Raw genomic sequence first — 15,387 nt, 5'->3', positions numbered from 1 at the left:
GGATCCAGGCTACGGAGCGGACTCCCGCTAGGGGCGCGAAGCTACCAGGAAGATCCGCGGCTTTGGTTGCCACGGCCGCGTCCGCGGACCTCGGCCAGGGCGGGGCGGACATCCGCCAGATACACGCCGGCCACCGTTGCGCCCGCCATGTTGATGAGCATGAGCATGCCCATGTCCGGCGCGGTGAGGGATGCCGCGGCGGGCAGCAGGTACAAGAAGCCGAAAAACGCTGACACGCCCGTCAGCCCACCCCAAAACTGCTTCGAGCGCTTGTAGACGCGCTGGAAATCAGCCGCCGGGGTGCGCAGGCAGTCGCTCACGGCCCAGATTTGGACGCCAAGGGCCACGGCACCCAGCACCACCAGGATGAAAAAGGTCGCAGCATAGAGGAAGAAGCTCACATCACAAGCCTAGCCGGTGGAGGGGCCGCCCGGCACGCGGCAACAGCAGCAACGGGTCCGGGAGCCGCTCCGGCCGCTTCCTACCGGGCCGCCGCGTCCAGTGCCTGCGCCAGATCGTTCCAGAGGTCCTCGACGTTTTCAATCCCCACGCTCAGGCGCAGCAGGTTCACCGGCACCGACTCGGGCTCGTTGGCGTGGCGTCGTCGGCGTTCAATGAGCGATTCCACGCCGCCGAGCGACGTGGCCGGCGTCCACAGCCGCAGCGCCGCAACCAATGCGTTCGCCGCGGCTTCGCCCCCCGCCACCTCGACGCACAGGATGGAGCCGAACCCCTGCATTTGGGCTTCCGCCCGCTCATGCCCGGGATCGGACTCCAGGCCGGGGAACAAAACCCGCTCAACGCCGTCGTGCACGTCAAGACGCTTGGCCAATACCAGCGCGTTGGCCTGCGCGCGCTCCACGCGCAGCGCCAGGGTGCGCAGTCCGCGCAGCGCCAGCCACGCCTCGAACGGGCCGGCGATGCCGCCGTGGATGGAGCGGTGATGGAGGAGCTTGTGGCGCAGCTCCTCATCCGAGGTGATGAGCGCGCCGAGGATGACGTCGGAATGTCCGGCCAGGTATTTGGTGACCGAGTGGAGGACGATGTCGCTTCCCAGTTCCAGCGGCTTTTGGACCAGGGGCGTGCTGAAGGTGTTGTCCGTGACGACGACGGCGCCCACGGCCTTGGCGGAGCGGCACAGGACGCGGATGTCCGCCACTTCCAGCATCGGGTTGGTGGGGCTTTCCAGCCACAGCATGTCCGCGGCCTTTTCGCCGGCGCCCGTCAGCGCCGCAATGACGCCGTCGTTGTTGGCGATGTCCACGGTGCGCAGCGTGAACAGTCCCTTGTCAGCGAGTTCCTGCGCCATGACCAGGGCGCCCTGGTAGGAGTGCCGCGGCATGACCAGCACGCCGCCCGCTGGAATCAGGGACAGGGCCGCCGACGCTGCGGCCAGCCCGGAACTGAAGACCAGGGCCGGCAGGCTGGCGCCCTCCAGCTCCGCGAGGGCATCCTCCAGCGGGTCCCATGTGGGGTTCGAGTAGCGCCCGTACGCCCTGTCGCCGTCCACGACCTGGCCCGTGCCCACATAAGTGGAGGACAGGACGATGGGCGGGTTGACGGCGGCGTCGTGCTCGCGGGCGGGCCGTCCCGCGGCCACGACCACTGTTTCCGGGCTGAGCTGGCCGGGGTGGGAGGAAGGTTCAAGGGTCATGTCCTCCAGATTAGTGCCCTGGGTCACCGCTGAAGAAACGTCGTGACCCTCCGGTCCGGCACGCGGCCCGTGGCGCCGCCCCGCCCGTGATGGCGCACCCTGTGGATACTGCCGGGAGGCTTCCAGCGTTGGCCGGTAGGCTGGGGTGGTGACTTTCCCACCTGCCGACGCACCCGGACTCTTCATCGCCTTCGAGGGCGGGGACGGGGCCGGAAAATCAACCCAGGCCGCGCTTCTGGCCCAGGCCCTGTCCGACGCCGGACGCACGGTGCTGCGGACCCGTGAGCCGGGCGGCACACCTGTCGGCGAAAAGCTGCGCTCCCTGGTCCTGGACCACGGGCAGGGCGAGATTGACGCCCGCTGCGAGGCCCTGATCTTTGCCGCGGCCCGCGCCGCCCACGCCACCCAGGTCATTGCCCCGGCCGTCGCCCGGGGCGAAGTCGTCATCACGGACCGCTACATTGACTCTTCCATCGCCTACCAGGGCGTCGGACGCGGGCTGGGTGCGGCCGAGGTCCAGCAGCTGAATGTCTGGGCCACGGCCGGGTTGTGGCCCGAGCTGACAGTGCTGCTGGATGTCTCCGCCGAGGAAGGCCGCTGCCGCCGCACGGCAACCGAGGCCGCCGAAGACCGGCTGGAATCGGAACCCGACCACTTTCACGCCGCCATCCGCCAGGCCTTCCTGGACCGTGCGGCGGCACGCCCGGAACGCTACCTGGTGCTTCCGGCCGGCCGGCCGGCCGGCGAGCTCGCCGCAACGGTCCGCACCCGTGTCCTGCAGCTGCTGGCCGCCCGGGAAGCCGGCGCCGCATGAGCGTCTGGGTCGACCTGCAGGGACAGGGGCCGGTGGTGGGACAGCTGCGCCGCGCCGCCCAGTCCAGCAGGCCGACTCACGCCTGGCTGCTCACGGGCCCGCCGGGATCCGGGCGTTCCAACGCCGCCTTGGCCTTTGCCGCCGCGCTGGTCTGCGAGCGCGAGCAGCTGGCGGAGCGCGGGTGCGGCCAGTGCAAGGCCTGCCACACCACGCTGTCCGGCACCAACGCCGACGTGACCTTCATCGCCACCGAAAAGACCACCATCACCATTGAGGAGGCGCGGGAGCTGGTCCGCAAGGCCCACGACAGCCCGTCCTCGTCCCGCTGGCGCGTGATGATTGTGGGCGATGCGGACCGCATGGCCGAGCGCACCACCAACGTCCTGCTCAAAGCCATCGAGGAACCTCCGCCGCGGACCATCTGGATCCTGTGCGCCCCCAGCCCTGCCGACGTCCTGGTCACCATCCGTTCCCGCTGCCGCACGCTGACCCTGCGCCTGCCCCCGGTCGAGGACGTGGCGGCCCTGCTGGTGCGCCGCGACGGCATCGACCCGGACCTGGCCCTGCACGCCGCCCGCGCCGCCCAGAGCCACATCGGGATTGCCCGCCGCCTGGCGTCCGACGCCGGCGCCCGGGAACGGCGCGACACCATAGTCCGGCTGCCGTTTTCCCTGCGCGACGTCTCGGCCGCCGTCCGTGCCGCCGCCAGCCTGCTGGAACTGGCCCAGGCCGAGGCCGCCTCCTCCAACGAGGAACGCGACGTGGCGGAAAAGGCCAAGCTGCTGCTTTCCCTTGGCGCCCCCGAGACGGGGACCCTGCCGCCGCCCATGCGCGCGCAGGTCCGGTCCCTCGAGGAGGACCAGAAGCGCCGCTCCAAGCGCTCGGTCACCGACCAGCTGGACCGGGCGCTGACGGACCTGCTCTCCTTCTACCGGGACGTGCTGGTACTTCAGCTGGCGGCGCAGGGAGGCACCGGCGTCGTGCCTTCCGGCGCAGCGGCGGAGCTGGTCAACGAATCCCTGCGCGAGCACCTGGCCGCGTTTGCCGCCCGAGGCCGCCCCGAGGCGACCCTGGCGCGCATGGACTCGATCAACGCCGTGCGCCGCCGCCTGACCACCACCAACGTCTCCCCGCTCTTGGCCCTTGAAGCCATGGCCGTCAGCCTGCTCTAGCTCCGCAAAGGACCCCCATGCCCCACGCACCCGTACGCCGGCGGCACCGCCTCCGCCTTTCCCTCACCGTTGCCATGGCGGCGGTGGGCGCGCTCCTCCTCAGCTCCTGCGCGTTGCTCGCCCCGGCACAGGACGCGGGAGTTGTTTCCAGCGCACAGGCGTCGGTCATCGGCGACGTGCCGGCGGAACTCAGCAGCTACTACACGCAGGCTGTGACGTGGACGTCGTGCAGCGGCGGCTTCCAGTGCGCCAAGGTCGCGGTGCCGCTGGACTACTCCAATCCGCGGGGCGCGTCGATCAAGCTCGCCGTCACCCGCCTGCCCGCCACCGGTAAACGGCTGGGCGCCCTCTTGACCAACCCCGGCGGGCCCGGCGGGTCCGGTGTGGACATGGTGGTCGGCAGCGCGAAGACGTACTTCTCGCCCAAGATGCGCGCCGCCTACGACATTGTGGGGTTCGACCCGCGCGGGGTGCAGCGTTCCGACCCGGTGAAGTGTCTGGACGACGCGCAGATGGATGCGTCCCGGCAGACATCATACGACCCGTCCACCGCGGCCGGGCTGAAGGCTGCGGAGGCGGAAACCAAGACGCAAACCGAGTTGTGCGTCAAAAACTCCGGCCCCATCCTGGCCCACGTGGACACCGTCAGTTCAGCCCGCGACATGGACATCCTGCGCGCCGTCGTGGGGGACAAGAAACTGAACTACATGGGCTTTTCCTATGGCACGAAACTCGGCGCCACCTACGCGGGCCTGTTCCCGAAGCGCGTGGGCAAGTTCTCGCTCGACGGGGCACTGGACCCGTCCCTGGACATTGACCAGGTGTCCATGGGGCAGGCCGTCGGCTTTGAAAACGCCCTGCACGCATGGGCGAAGAACTGCCTCGACACCAAGGAATGCCCCGTCTCCGGGAGCGTGGACGCCGCGGTGCAGCAGATCCGCGACCTGAACGCGGTGTACACGAAGACGCCGCAGCAGACATCGGAGGGACGCGTGGTGACCGGAACCGAGTTCACCAACGCGGTGGCGTTTGCCATGTACTCCACGGACCTCTGGGAGCCGCTGGCCGGCGCGTTGAAGCAGGCCTTCGCCGGCGATGCCTCCGGCATGCTGATGCTGGCGGACTATGCCTCCGACCGCGGCTCGGACGGCAAGTACAGCTCCAACACGGCGGCGGCGTTCACCGCCATCAACTGCCTGGACTACCCGATGAACTCGGACACCGCCCACATGCGGTCCGACGCTGCTGCCCTGGAGAAGGCCTCCCCCACGTTTGGCGACCTGCTGGCGTACTCCGGGCTGGGCTGCAAGTACTGGCCGTTCCCGGCCACCGGCGCGCCGAAACCGATCGCGGCGCCGGGGGCGGGCCCCATCCTGGTGATTGGCACCACCGGCGACCCGGCCACACCGTACCCGTGGGCGCAGTCGCTGGCCAAGCAGCTGGACTCCGGCGTTTTGGTGACCTGGAAGGGCAACGGACATACCGCCTATGGGCGGGCCAACGCGTGCCTGACCTCCACCGTCGACAAGTACTTCGTGGATGGGACGGTGCCGGCCGCAGGGACCACCTGCTAGAGGGCGCGGTAGGGGCCACGGCCGGGACCACGGCGAGGTCCCGCCAGAGGGACCCGCCGGTAGGGGCCACGGCGGGGGCCTACGGCGCAGCGTGGGGGCCTATGGTTAGGGCCCGCTGCGTCTGGGCCTACGGCGCCGATTTTGTACATGGGGCCGGGCATATTAGAGTTGTTTCTTGTGTTCGGTGAATGACTCCGCAAGGCGTTCTTCGACGATCACAGGCCTCCATAGCTCAGTTGGTAGAGCGTTTCACTCGTAATGAAAAGGTCAACAGTTCGATTCTGTTTGGAGGCTCCACAACCTCTGGAATCCGCGGATTCCAGAGGTTTTTTGCTGCCCGGCGCGCGCTTCATCGCCCACTGTCGCTGAATCACGACACGTTTATCGATCGCGGCACGGTCGCTGAATCGCGGCATGATGGTCGGAGGGTGGCGGCGCAAACGGACACCCGCCGCCCCGCCGCTGCGGCACTTTGCTGACCTGACCCCGTCCAGGATGACGAAATGGATATTTGAGGCTGATTTATCAGCCTCAAATATCCATTTCGTCATCCTGGACGCCCGCGGGGGCCGCCACGGGCACGCCACGGACGCCCGGCGGTGCCGTCACTGAGACGCCTGCTTAGCGGGATCCCCGGCCGGAAACGTCGTTTCCCGCGTGGGTGCGGCTGCCCGGTTCCACCAGCGCGCCCATCTCCTCGGCGGAATGCTGCAGCATCAGGTCCACTTCGGCGCGCGAGGCCTCGTCGTCGGCCGCTTCCTGCAGCGCCGACTTCATGCGAAGCGGCGGTGTCTTGAAGAACAGCGCCAGCACAAACCCCAGCAACACCACCATGAGGGCCACCCAGTAAATGACGATCGTCGAGGCGGTGAAGCCTGTCAGGAACGGCTTGCTCAGGGCCGGATTGGCACCCTTGAGGAACGACGTGTCATTAAGTGCGCTCCCACCAGCCGTTGAAGAACTCGATGCCGACTTGAGCTTCTCCGCAACGGTGGGCGCCACGCTGGTGACCACCTGGGTGCGGACCGCCGGGTCGGAGAAGTCCAGGGGCTTTGTGGGCACCTTGGTCTCCGCCACCGACTGCGGCACACCCTTGGCGACGAGCGCCTTCACTCCTGCCGTGTGGGCAGCCTGCTGCGCACCGGTCTCGATGGGGGTCACCATGTTTGTATAGATCAGGCCCATGATGGCCCTGTTCTCCGGGGCGGTGGCGATGGATGGGGTCAAGGCGGCGTCGAGGGCACCCTCCAGGGTGGGTCCGTCGGAGAGGGAGTTTTGGATGTTCAACGGCATGATCGTGAAGAGCAATGACAGCATGACGGCCGTGCCCAGCGTTCCACCGATCTGGCGGAAGAACGTCGACGCGCTCGTGGCCACGCCCATGTCCCGCAGGCCCACGGAATTCTGGCTCGCGATGGTCAGGGTCTGCATGAGCTGGCCCAGGCCGAGCCCGATCAGCAGCATGCCGACGGCAACAAACCAGAAGCTGGAGTTGTACTTCATGAACGTGAGGTAGAGGAATCCGGCTGACATCAAGCCCGTGCCGAGGATGGGGAACATCCTGTACCTGCCGGTGCGGGCGATCAACTGGCCGCTCCCGATCGAGGCGATCATCAGGCCCAGGATCATGGGCAGCATCTGGAAGCCGCTCTCCGTGGGTGTGGAGCCGAGGACGATCTGCAGGTAGAGCGGGATGGTCATCATGGCACCGAACATGCCAAAGCCCACCAGCACGCCGATGATGGTGGCCATGGAGAACGTGGAGGAATGGAAGAGCTTGATCGGGATCAGCGCGTCGTCCTTCATCCGGACTTCAATGGCGATGAACGCGATCACGCCGACGACGCCGACCACATAGCAGGCGATGGAGGCCGGGCTGCTCCAGCCCCAGGTCTGGCCTTCCTCGGCCACCAGAAGCAACGGCACGAGGGCGACAATGACGGCGGCAGCGCCCCACCAGTCGATGCGCACCGAATGCCGGTCGACCTTGGGCAGGTGCAGGAAGCGAAGCACCATGGCCAGGGCCGCAAGCCCGATGGGCACGTTGATGAGGAACACCCAGCGCCAGCCTGCGATGAACAAAATCTCGTTGGTGCCGGCGAACAGTCCGCCGATGAGCGGGCCAATGACGCTCGAGACGCCAAAGACCGCCAGGAAGTAGCCTTGGTATTTTGCCCGCTCGCGCGGCGCGAGCATGTCGCCCATGATGGCCAGCGGCATTGACATCAGGCCACCGGCGCCGAGCCCTTGAACGGCACGGAACGTGGCAAGTTCAATCATCGACGTCGAGAAGCTGGCCATGACCGATCCGACGATGAAGACGACGATCGCGAATATGAACAGCGGACGCCGCCCGAAGATGTCGGACAGCTTTCCATAAATGGGGGTGCTGATCGTGGAAACGATCAGGTAGGCGGTGGTGACCCAGGCCTGGAGGCTGAGGCCGTGCAGGTCGTCACCGATGGTGCGGATGGCCGTGCCGACCACCGTCTGGTCCAAGGCGGAAAGAAACATTCCCGCCATGAGCCCGAAAATCACGAAGAGGATTTGGCGGTGGTTCATGACGGCGCTGCCGGCGGGACTGGACCCCGATAGGGGCGGTAGAGATTTTTCGCTAGACATGCGTCCTCAAGTGTTTGTGCAGGATGCCGCTGGCATCGGCATCACGGCGGCGTGGACGCAACGAAGAATGTTGCGCAGAGTGGAACGCTACTCCCCTCAACCCGTCCGGGCAATACAGTTACCCCCAGCAACGGTTCTTTTTCGCGCACGGTGAACACGAACCCGGTCCGGCGCGGACCTATCATGGGGCCATGACCGCGAGAGTGCCGCCCCTCCGACCCCGGCATGGTGCTGCCGCACGCGAGCCCAGCCGGGTCCACTGGATGGAGCTGTTCTTCGACCTGGTCTTTGTGGCGTTTGTCGCCCAGCTGGCACACGGCATCCACGGCAATCCCGGTTGGGCCGCGTATGGCGCCTTTGTCCTGTTGTTTTTCCCGGCCTGGTGGGCCTGGGTGAACATCGTCTCGGTGATCAACCTGCTTCCGGGCCTCTCGGCACGCGGACTAGGCGTGGCGATGCTGGCCGGAATGGCCGCCGCCGGCCTCATGGCCGCCGCCGCGCCCGAGGCCTTCGGCGCGAGGGCCTGGGCGTTCTCACTGGCCAATGCCGCCATGCGCGTGGTGTTGCTGGTTCTCTGGCTGTACCAGCACCGCCAAAATTCGGCCGGCGCGCCCCTGCGCATCTGGCTGTACAACGGGGGGACCGCCGGGCTCTGGCTGCTCGCCGCGCTGCTGCCGCTTCACGGGGCCATAGTCCTGTGGGCGGCCGCGATCGCGGTCGAGGTCGCCATGGTGCTGCTGAGCGCGCGCCTGTGGCCCGAACGCGGCATCAGCGGCATCAACATTGAGCACGCTTCAGAGCGGCTGGGTCTCTTTGTGGTCATTGTCCTGGGCGAGTCCATCTTCACGGTCGTCAGCGAACTCTCGTCGGACTGGGGCCGGGGCGGCGGGCTGGCCGCCGGGCTGGGATTCCTGGTGGTGGCCCTGCTCGGCTGGTCCTTCTTCCAATACGGCACCGGCACGGTGAGCGCCGGGTTGGAGCGGCTGCAGTCCCGCGCCGACTACAGCGGAATCCTGCAAACCACGCTTTTCATGCCGTTCCTGCTGGTCGTCGGCGTCACCGCCATGGCGGCGGCGATTGCCACTGCCATCCCGGCGCCCGGGCAGCCCCTGCCGCCTGGCGCCGGCATTGCCTTGGGCGGCGGGCTGGCACTTTTCTACGGCACCAACGCCATGGTTTCGCTCCGCTACGGCCGGCCGCCGCGCACCGTCCTGCCGTGGGCCGTGCCGGGTGTGGTGGCCGCCGCCTTGCTCATTCCGGCAAGCGCCGCGGTGCCAGCCGCCGTCGCGCTGGCCCTCGCGGTGGTGATCCTGCTGGCGCTCACCGGCTACGTGGAGATTCAGCGACGACGGCGGTAGCCGGGTCTCGCCCATGCCCAACGAGGCGGCTCAGCCAGTCAGGCGTCCCAGGGGAAGACGACGCCCTCCCCCACCACCTTCAGCGACAGCTCCGTCCCGGGCCGGGCCAGCATCGCGTTCCAGTGCCGGATGTTGATGATCTCCCCGCCCACGGGCTGGTGCGGATCCACCGGGCCCGTCGGGTCGACCTCGATGGGGGCGAGTTGAATCCGGACGGTGGTTTCGGGGCCGAAGTAGTCGGTGTCCACGACGCGGCCCCGGATCTTCCCGCCCTCGCTGATGCGGATCTGCTCCGGGCGCAGCATGAGGCGTGCCCGGCCCTGCACCGCCGGCCGGCGGACGGGGATGCCCCCCAGCGAGCACAGCGCCAGCGATCCTTCCATCCAGGCCTCCAGGATGACGGCGTCGCCGAGGAATTCCGCCGTCGCCCGGTCCGACGGACGCGTGTACACCACGAAGGGGCTGCCAATCTGGGCCAGCGTGCCGTCGCGCATGACGGCCACCTGGTCGGCGAAGCTGAGCGCCTCGGCCTGGTCGTGCGTGACGAGGATGGTGGTCACCCCGGCGTCGCTGAGCGTCTTGGACACGGCCCGCCGCGTGGCCACCCGCAGCCCGGCGTCGAGCGCGCTGAACGGTTCATCGAGGAGCATCAGCTGCGGCTGGCGGGCCAGCGCCCGGGCCAGGGCCACGCGCTGCTGCTGCCCACCGGAGAGCTGCGACGGCTTCCGCTTCGCGTAGGAGGGATCCATGGAGACCATCTCCAGCAGTTCGGCCACGCGGGGCGCCGCAGCCCTCCCCCGGACAGGCAGCCCGAATCCGATGTTCTGCCCCACGGTCAGGTGCGGAAACAGCGCCCCGTCCTGCGCCACGTAGCCGACGCTGCGTCTGTGCGCCGGCAGCCAGGCGGACGGCCCTGCCACCTCCACCCCGCCCAGGGAGACGCTGCCGGCGTCGGGCGCCTCAAAGCCGGCGATGACGCGCAGCAGCGTGGTCTTGCCGGATCCGGAGGCGCCCACAATCGCCGTCGTGCGCCCCTGCGCGACGGTCAGGTCCACGCCCTTGAGCACTTCCGTGCCGCCAAAGGACTTCCGCGCCCCCGCAACCATGAGGTGGTCGGTGACGTGATGCGGATCCGGCGCGACGGCGGGAACGGGAGACGCTGCCGGTGCCGGCCTGCGTGGTGTTGTCACTGTCCGGCTGCTTTCTTGGATTGGGCAAAAAGAAGATACGTCATCGGGGCGGACAGCACGATCATCAGCAGTGCATACGGCGCGGCGCCGGTGTAGTTGATCTCGCTGCTGAGCGACCAGAACTCCGTGGCCAGCGTGTTGGTGCCGTTGGGCGCCAGCAGCAGCGTGGCCGTCAGCTCGTTCACGATGCCCAGAAACACCAGCGCGGCCCCGCCGGCCGCGGCCGGGGCGGTCAGGCGCAGGGTGACACGCAGGAACGCCACGAGCGGCGGCTTGCCCAGCGCCTGGGCGGCCTCGTCCAGCTCCTTGGGCGCCTGCGCCAGACCGGCCCGCAGGTTGACCAGCGCCCGGGGCATGAACAGGAGCGCGTAGGCCGCCACCAGGACGACGGCGGTCTGGTAGACCGCGGGCACGTTGTGGATGGTGATGGTCACCAGGGCGAGGGCCACGACAATGCCGGGCATGGAGCTGGAAATGTAGTTGGCGCCCTCGAGCAGCTTGGTCACGGGGCCGGGGTGGCGGATCACCAGGAACGCGAGGGGGAACGCCAGGACGGTGGTGGCCAGCGCCCCGGCCAGTCCGTAGCCAAGTGTCTGCAGAAGGGCGTTGGCCAGGTCGCTGCCCGTCCAGATGGCGGGGCCGCCCAGAATGAGCCAGCGGAACACGTGGAAGAGGGGGACCCCCAGCGCCAGCGCGGTCAGGGCGGCCAGGCCCACCTGGCCGGGAATCTCCAGCCAGCCCATCGCCAGGCGCGGAGGGTTGGCCTGCACGCCCGACCCGACCCGGGCGTAGCGGGCGTTGCCGCGCGTCTTCGACTCGCCCAGCAGCAGCAACAGGCAGAACAGCACCAGGACACTGGCCAGCATGTTGGCCGCCGCGCCGTTGAACGTGGACCGGAACTGGTCGTAGATGGCGGTCGTGAAGGTGTCGAACTGGATCATGGCGAAGGCGCCGTATTCGGCCAGCAGGTGCAGGGAGACCAGCAGGGCCCCCCCGGCGGTGGCAAGCCGCAGCTGCGGGAGCACCACCCGGAAGAACACCTTCCACGGGCCCAGGCCCAGCGAGGAGCCGGACTGTTCCAGGGCAGGGTCCATGCGGCTGAGCACGGCGGCCACGGGGATGTACACCAGCGGAAAGTACGACAGCGTGGAGATCAGCACGCCGCCAAACAGCCCGCCCAGGGACGGGACCTCGCTGACCCAGGCGTAACTGTTCACAAACGCCGGGATGGCCAGCGGCGCCGCCAGCAGGACGGACCAGACCCTGTGCCCGCGCAGCCGCGTCCGCTCAACCAGCCACGCCCCCGCCACGCCAAGGACCACGCAAATCGGGACGGTGACCACCACCAGGCCCACCGTGTTGAGCAGGAGCTCACCGACGCGCGGGCGGAAAACCAGCTTTTCAATGGTGTCCCAACCCGCGTTGCCGGTCATGACCACCACGTATGCCAGCGGCAGCAGCGAAAAGGCGGCGATGAGGACGGAAAGGACGACGACGGGCCAAGGGCCGGAGCGTGTGCCCCGGCCCCCAGCAGCGTGGCGCAAGCCGTCTGTGCGCGGCGCGCGTGCCGCCGTCGTCCTTTGTGGAAATACCATCAGTACTAGAGTAGACCGGCCTCGGTCATGAGGTCGGTGACCTTCTGGGAGTTCAGTTTGGCCGCGTCAACCTTCGGCGCGTCCAGGTCCTTCAGCGGAACCAGCTTGGCGTTGGCGGCAACGTCGCTGGCCACCGGGTATTCGAAGGACGTTCCCGTCTGCAGGATGGTCTGGCCGGCCTTGCCCGTGATGAATTCCAGGAACTTCTCAGCGCTGGCCTGGTGCTTGCTGGAGGCCAGCACGCCACCGCCCGAAATGGACACAAACGCGCCGGGGTCCTGGTTCTTGAAGTAGTGCAGGGCCACGTTCTTGGAATTCTCGCCGGTCTTGGCCTGGTCGCCGAACCAGTAGTAGTGGTAGATGACGGCGCCGTCCACCTCGCCGGCATTGACGGCCTTCATGGCGGTGCTGTTGCCCTTATAGGCCTTGGAGTTTTCCTTCATGGCCTTCAGCCACGCCAGCGTGGCATCCTGGCCCTTGATCTCCAACATGGCCGACACAATGGCCTGGAAGTCGGCGCCGGACGGCGACGCGGCCCACTTGCCCTTCCAGGCGGGGTCGGCCAGGTCCATGATCGACTTGGGCAGCTGCGCTTCCGTCAGCTTGGTCTTGTTGTAGGCAAAGACCGTGCTGCGGGCCGCGATCCCGGTCCACTTGTTGGTGGACGGGCGGTATTCGGCAGGCACCTGTGACTGGATCTTGGCGTCGATGCCCGTGAACAGTCCGGCGTTCTCCACCTGCGTCATTGCCGGGGAGTTTTCAGTCAGGAACACGTCCGCCGGCGACTTGGCACCCTCCGCGATGATCTGGTTGCTGAGCTCGGAGTCGTCACCGTTGCGCAGCGTGACCTTGATGCCCGTTTCCTTGGTGAACGCGTCGACCCAAGCCTGGGTGAGTTCCTGGTGCTGGGCGTTGTAGACGGTGATGGCGTCGGTTGCCGAGCCTTGGGCACCCTCTGATGCGGCGGGCGTGGTGCTGCCGCCACACGCGGCGAGTGCGAACACCGACACTCCGGCGATCGCCGTCAGCGCCGTCCGGCTGATCGCAGTCTTGTTGAACCAGGTTTTCATGGGGGCCTTTCGGCAGAGGGAAAATTAGCGAACTTTTATTGATCGTAATGCAACGATAGGGCAGGCTACCCTCACAACACCTAATTTGTGACGCAGCTCTCCCGAATTCCGTTACATTTGTGTGTCCAAAATGGACCGAGTCCAGCTACGGCTGCTTTGATTCCAGCAGTTCCGCGGCCCGGGCGACGTGTTCGTGCACCAGCGCAGCCCTGCGTTCGACGCCGGACACCGCCCCCGCACCGAGCCTCACCATCGCGACGGCCTCCGCTGCGGCGGCAAGCGCATTGCCGGCGCGTGAGAGCTCGCGGTGCACGTCGTTGAGGTAGCCGCCGGTGCCCGTGGGGATTTCCATGCCTTCGCTGGGGGCGATGGCATGCGCCCGGGCGGCAATGCTGCGAACCAGCGGCAGGAGGTCCGCCAGGGCGTCGGCGGTTGGCACCAGGGCCACATAATTATCAGCCGCGTCGTTGCGGGATGCGGCCCCTGGTCCGCCGTCACCTGCCGGCGCGTCACCGGCCGGCGCGTCACCGGCCGGCGCGTCACCTGCCGGGGCGTCACCGGCCGGCGCCGCGCGCATGGACTCCTCCTCGACGCCCTCGAGCATCTGGTGGAACCTGTCCAGGCCGCGGCGGAACCTGTCGTGGGCGCGCCGCCAGACGCCTTTGCCGAGTTCGGCGTCGTCGCGCCCGCCTTGGCGGCCGGCGCCAAAAAGTCCCTTGAGCATGGTGGCCGGCTCCGGTGACGTCAGTGGTTGTGTGGTGGTCAGAGGTACTGGCCCGGACCGCCGGCGTCGGTCTGGCCGGACTGCCCCGGACGCTCCTGCGCCCGTGGGACACGGGCGCGTTGCGGTTCGCCGTTGTCGCCCACCACCACGCCGGGCGCGATCACGGTCCCCGGCGGCAGCTGGCGCATCTGCAGCCGGGCCGCCACCTGCTGGTTGGCCATGGCCTGGGCCGCTATGGCCGTCTGGATGCCGTGGAAGAGGCCCTCCAGCCAGCCGACCAGCTGGGCCTGGGCAATGCGCAGTTCAGCATCCGACGGCGCCCCCGCGTCGGCGAACGGCAGGTTCAGCCGGTGCAGTTCCTCCACCAGGTCCGGCGAGAGCCCGTCCTCGAGTTCGGCGATGGAGCGTTCGTGGATTTCGGCCAGGCGCGCCCGGGCTGCGTCGTCGAGTGGTGCGCTCTTCACCTCGTCGAGCAGCTGCTTGACCATGGTGCCGATGCGCATCACCTTGGCGGGCTGGTCCACCATGTCCGCGACGGTGGACTGCTTCGCCTCCGCCGTGCCGGCCCCGGTCTCCTCCTGGCCGCGCCCGGTCTCCTCCTGGCCGCGCCCGGTCTCCTCCTGGCCGCGCCCGGACGACGCCGCGAATCCGTCGGCGTTGAGAATCCCGTGGACGGATTCGTCGATCAGGTTTCCTTCAGCCGCAGTTCCGGCGGCCTGGATGTGCGCCTTTTCAGTCATACGGCCAGTCTCTCACGACGCCTCCACAAATGTCCGGGCCAACCGGGCCATGGCGGCCGCATGCCAGCCCATTTCCTTGTTGTCCGGGCCGGCCCGGCCCCGGTTTCCGCGGGTCCCATTTTCGTCGAGAGTGCAGCTCTGGTGACCCCGTCAGGCCCGGATTCTCCGAGAGTACGGCTCTGGTGACCAGCGCATCCGCCGGCCCGCCAGAGCCGTACTCTCGGCGCGGAGACCAACGCTTTGGGACGCCCGCGGCCGCGTTCAGCAGCAGCGGCCCTCCGGGTTGTCGTCCTGGCGGTCCGTCTTGTCCCGCCAGAATTCCTTGACGGTCATCGGCGGAGTGGTGCAGCCGGTGCCCTGGTGGTGGTCCAGGTACTTCTCATAGGAGTCCTCCCCCAGGACGCCCTTGAAGTACCTGTTCATGGAGCCCAAAGCTGTTGCGGCCCGCCGCAAGGTCTCCATGGCTAATGGCCCGCCCGCGCGGTTTCCCTGCCGGAGTCCTCCCATTCCTTCATGACGGCCCGTCCGGCCGCCGTCGGTGCAATGCCTGCAGGCGCGAAGATGCGCGAGGCCACGGCCGGATCCTCCATGCTGAGGCCGCCGCCGGCACGGAGCGGGCGGATCGAGACCAAGACCGCCGTCGTGATGCCGATGATGGAGAGCACCACGAAGATGATGGACAGCGTGTCCTGCACCGAGGTGTTGCGGACCACGGCCTCCATGGCCGCCGGATCGGCTGGCGCGTTTGAAGGCATTGTCATGGTGCCTTCCTTGTCAATGGGGGTTGGGGACAGCCCCCCAAGGTAGCAGTGCGCCCCGCCCCACACGGCGGGATGTGGGGCGGGGCACGGCTTCCGTCGACGAACGGCGCCCA

14 protein-coding genes and 1 tRNA gene are annotated in these 15,387 nt (G+C 68.0%); 5 read left to right on the top strand and 10 right to left on the bottom strand.

The features are described from left to right. Positions 1-41: 41 nt before the first annotated feature. Both DMB86_RS04890 and DMB86_RS04885 read right to left on the bottom strand, forming a co-directional pair. Positions 42-401 carry a DUF2516 family protein gene (locus DMB86_RS04890; protein ID WP_113716805.1) on the bottom strand — a complete coding sequence of 120 codons (360 nt, stop codon included), beginning with the start codon at positions 399-401 and terminating at the stop codon, positions 42-44. Positions 402-481: 80 nt separating this feature from the next. Beyond that, positions 482-1,654 (bottom strand): trans-sulfuration enzyme family protein, encoded by a 1,173-nt coding sequence (locus DMB86_RS04885; protein ID WP_113716804.1) that lies wholly within the window; start codon positions 1,652-1,654, stop codon positions 482-484. 148 nt (positions 1,655-1,802) lie between these two features. Between DMB86_RS04885 and tmk the strand changes: the two genes are divergently transcribed. From tmk to DMB86_RS04865, 4 genes are all read left to right on the top strand, one after another. Then, positions 1,803-2,468, top strand: coding sequence for a dTMP kinase (tmk, locus tag DMB86_RS04880; RefSeq protein WP_113716803.1), 666 nt, complete (start codon positions 1,803-1,805; stop codon positions 2,466-2,468). Next, positions 2,465-3,640, top strand: coding sequence for a DNA polymerase III subunit delta' (locus DMB86_RS04875; protein WP_113716802.1), 1,176 nt, complete (start codon positions 2,465-2,467; stop codon positions 3,638-3,640). The genes tmk and DMB86_RS04875 overlap by 4 nt, the downstream gene beginning before the upstream one ends. Before the next feature lie 17 nt (positions 3,641-3,657). Beyond that, positions 3,658-5,214: an alpha/beta hydrolase gene (locus tag DMB86_RS04870; RefSeq protein WP_113716801.1), complete on the top strand. Its 1,557-nt coding sequence runs from the start codon at positions 3,658-3,660 to the stop codon at positions 5,212-5,214. Between the two features lie 221 nt (positions 5,215-5,435). After that, positions 5,436-5,511: transfer RNA gene (locus DMB86_RS04865), tRNA-Thr, on the top strand. A gap of 324 nt (positions 5,512-5,835) precedes the next feature. Here the strand turns inward: DMB86_RS04865 and DMB86_RS04860 are convergent. Beyond that, positions 5,836-7,776 carry an MDR family MFS transporter gene (locus DMB86_RS04860; protein ID WP_171814367.1) on the bottom strand — a complete coding sequence of 647 codons (1,941 nt, stop codon included), beginning with the start codon at positions 7,774-7,776 and terminating at the stop codon, positions 5,836-5,838. 251 nt (positions 7,777-8,027) lie between these two features. On the opposite strand from DMB86_RS04860, the gene DMB86_RS04855 reads away from it, so the two are divergent. Next, positions 8,028-9,194: a low temperature requirement protein A gene (locus DMB86_RS04855; protein WP_171814366.1), complete on the top strand. Its 1,167-nt coding sequence runs from the start codon at positions 8,028-8,030 to the stop codon at positions 9,192-9,194. 38 nt (positions 9,195-9,232) lie between these two features. On the opposite strand, the gene DMB86_RS04850 is transcribed toward DMB86_RS04855, so the two are convergent. The 7 genes from DMB86_RS04850 to DMB86_RS04820 all read right to left on the bottom strand — a co-directional run bounded on the left by DMB86_RS04850 (position 9,233) and on the right by DMB86_RS04820 (position 15,274). Further along, a complete protein-coding gene (locus DMB86_RS04850) occupies positions 9,233-10,384 on the bottom strand; it encodes an ABC transporter ATP-binding protein (RefSeq protein WP_418202301.1) in 1,152 nt (383 codons plus the stop codon). After that, positions 10,381-11,979 (bottom strand): ABC transporter permease, encoded by a 1,599-nt coding sequence (locus DMB86_RS04845; protein WP_113716797.1) that lies wholly within the window; start codon positions 11,977-11,979, stop codon positions 10,381-10,383. Before DMB86_RS04845 ends, DMB86_RS04850 begins: the two co-directional genes overlap by 4 nt. 5 nt (positions 11,980-11,984) lie before the next feature. Then, positions 11,985-13,049, bottom strand: coding sequence for an iron ABC transporter substrate-binding protein (locus DMB86_RS04840; RefSeq protein WP_113716796.1), 1,065 nt, complete (start codon positions 13,047-13,049; stop codon positions 11,985-11,987). Positions 13,050-13,194: 145 nt separating this feature from the next. Then, positions 13,195-13,626 (bottom strand): hypothetical protein, encoded by a 432-nt coding sequence (locus DMB86_RS04835; protein ID WP_227878700.1) that lies wholly within the window; start codon positions 13,624-13,626, stop codon positions 13,195-13,197. Positions 13,627-13,811: 185 nt separating this feature from the next. Next, positions 13,812-14,513: a bacterial proteasome activator family protein gene (locus tag DMB86_RS04830; RefSeq protein ID WP_113716794.1), complete on the bottom strand. Its 702-nt coding sequence runs from the start codon at positions 14,511-14,513 to the stop codon at positions 13,812-13,814. Positions 14,514-14,774: 261 nt separating this feature from the next. Beyond that, on the bottom strand, positions 14,775-14,936 hold the full coding sequence (locus DMB86_RS04825; protein WP_236783351.1) for a YbdD/YjiX family protein: 162 nt from the start codon (positions 14,934-14,936) through the stop codon (positions 14,775-14,777). A gap of 41 nt (positions 14,937-14,977) precedes the next feature. Beyond that, positions 14,978-15,274: a hypothetical protein gene (locus DMB86_RS04820; protein ID WP_113716792.1), complete on the bottom strand. Its 297-nt coding sequence runs from the start codon at positions 15,272-15,274 to the stop codon at positions 14,978-14,980. Between the last annotated feature and the right edge of the window lie 113 nt (positions 15,275-15,387).

The sequence above is a fragment of the Arthrobacter dokdonellae genome, from assembly GCF_003268655.1.
Classification (GTDB): domain Bacteria; phylum Actinomycetota; class Actinomycetes; order Actinomycetales; family Micrococcaceae; genus Specibacter; species Specibacter dokdonellae.
Note: the sequence above shows the minus strand (reverse complement) of the source record. Positions and strands in the feature narration are given on the sequence as shown.